Source organism: Actinomycetota bacterium, assembly GCA_030682655.1.
Lineage (GTDB): Bacteria > Actinomycetota > Coriobacteriia > Anaerosomatales > JAUXNU01 > JAUXNU01.
Genome location: JAUXNU010000177.1, coordinates 1 through 1,725 on the forward strand (window position 1 = coordinate 1; position 1,725 = coordinate 1,725).

The 1,725-nt window shown below is 62.8% G+C and carries 3 protein-coding genes; 1 reads left to right on the top strand and 2 read right to left on the bottom strand.

The genetic code is table 11. The features are described from left to right. Nucleotides 1-607: AAA family ATPase (locus tag Q8K99_11795; GenBank protein MDP2183236.1), on the bottom strand; the 607-nt coding region annotated here is incomplete at its 3' end. Nucleotides 608-815: 208 nt separating this feature from the next. Here Q8K99_11795 and Q8K99_11800 point away from each other — a divergent pair. Continuing rightward, nucleotides 816-1,328 carry a YqhA family protein gene (locus tag Q8K99_11800; GenBank protein MDP2183237.1) on the top strand — a complete coding sequence of 171 codons (513 nt, stop codon included), beginning with the start codon at nucleotides 816-818 and terminating at the stop codon, nucleotides 1,326-1,328. Nucleotides 1,329-1,374: 46 nt separating this feature from the next. On the opposite strand, the gene Q8K99_11805 is transcribed toward Q8K99_11800, so the two are convergent. Beyond that, on the bottom strand, nucleotides 1,375-1,710 hold the full coding sequence (locus tag Q8K99_11805; GenBank protein ID MDP2183238.1) for a type II toxin-antitoxin system PemK/MazF family toxin: 336 nt from the start codon (nucleotides 1,708-1,710) through the stop codon (nucleotides 1,375-1,377). Between the last annotated feature and the right edge of the window lie 15 nt (nucleotides 1,711-1,725).

Here is a 1,725-nt window from a genome sequence, read left to right on the forward strand (position 1 = left end):
CCACGCGCGATTGGTTGAGCAAATCGCGCGACACCGTCGTCTCGATCGCGGTCTCCTTCACGTACTCACGCCACCTGTCCTCGTCGCCCACGTACTCGACGCCCCCTGGGTACCCGCCGAAGTAGATGTATTGGTCGAGACTCCAACCGAATGCATCCCTGCACTCCGGCCAGCTCCAGTGGCTGGCGTGGATGATCTCGTAACGGCCAGCCATGCTTTCTCGCAAGCCTCGGCCCACGTGGAGCGGTGCCGAGCACAGAAGGACGACCCTGATGTCGCGGCCATGCCAGGTGTCTTCGTCCCACAGCTGTTTGACAACATCGGTCCACCGCGGCAGCTTCGGAACCTCGTCTAGGACAAGCACGACCGGTAGTCGTGTCTCGGTATGAATGGCGCGAGCCTGGTTCCATTGATCGTAGATCCAGGTTCGCGCCTGCAATTCCGGTGCGTCCGCGGACGCGTAGATCGAGCGAAGTTCGAGCTGGTCGAGGGTTTGGCGGACCGCTGTTGTCTTGCCGACCTGACGCGGACCGAGAAGCGCTTGCATCGTGTGACGCGGTTCGCGCAAACGGGTTCGGAGTAGTGCGACGATTCCGCGCTCGAACACGTACCTTCACCTGCCAGATTACATAATGTTCACTGTTACGAACATTCTGTCATGGCATGCGTGGCGTGTCCAGAAACACCCTCGCGAGGAGCGTGATGCTGCCGCGGCGCGCGGGTCCTCCCGCGTTTCGGGGGTCGGGGGGCCGGTCGGTTATAGTGTTCGGGCACCGCAGCGACACGACCGACGACCGGCGAGGGGAATCCTCACGATGGCGCAGGGCTCAGGCACAAGCAGGCTGGTCGGCTGGACGCGCTTCGTCATCGGCGTGCCGGTGATCGCGACGTTCGTCGGCTCGCTCACGATCGTGGCCGTCGGCGCCATCGAGACCGTGCGGACCGTGATAGACGTCGTCGGCGGCAAGATGACCGAGAAGCAGATTTTGCTGGCCTTCATCGAGCTCACGGATTTGTTCCTGCTCTCGACTGTGCTCTACATCGTCGCTCTCGGCCTGTACTCGCTCTTCATCGACGACAACGTGCCGCTTCCCGCGTGGCTCGAGATCCACACGCTCGAGGACTTGAAGGAGAAGCTCGTCGGCGTTGTGATCGTCGTGCTCGCCGTACTGTTCCTCGGCGAGGCGATCAAGTCGAAGGACGCCCTTTCGCTCTTGTACAAGGGAGCGGGAATGGGCGTCGTGATCCTCGCGCTCTCGTACTTCCTTGGCGCGATCGGACACGGGGGCGCGAAGGCAGGCGCGAGGGCTAGGGAGGGCGAGCGCTAGGGTGGGAGTCAAAGCACGAGACGATTGAGGCCCTCCCGCACTCACCTCAGTAGATGCACGCATCCAGTATCGACAGCACTTCCTCCAAGACAGCCGTCGGCGCGCTCCCGATGCGTTTCGCGCTGCGCGAACGAAAGTCGATCGACTTCACCTGCTCCACCATGACCACACCGGTCACTTCCTCCCCCGCCGGGATCGATACGTGGAAGGGGAAGTCGCGTACGGTGTTGGTGATCGGGCACGCGATACAGAGTCCCGTGTGCTTGTTGAACAGGTCGTTGCTGACCACGAGAGCCGGACGGCGGCCGCGCTGTTCGTGCCCGGACTGCGGGTCGAACGTCAGGGCGACGAAGTCCCCCTTGCAAGGGATGTAGGTCGCCATCTACCAGACCTCCCG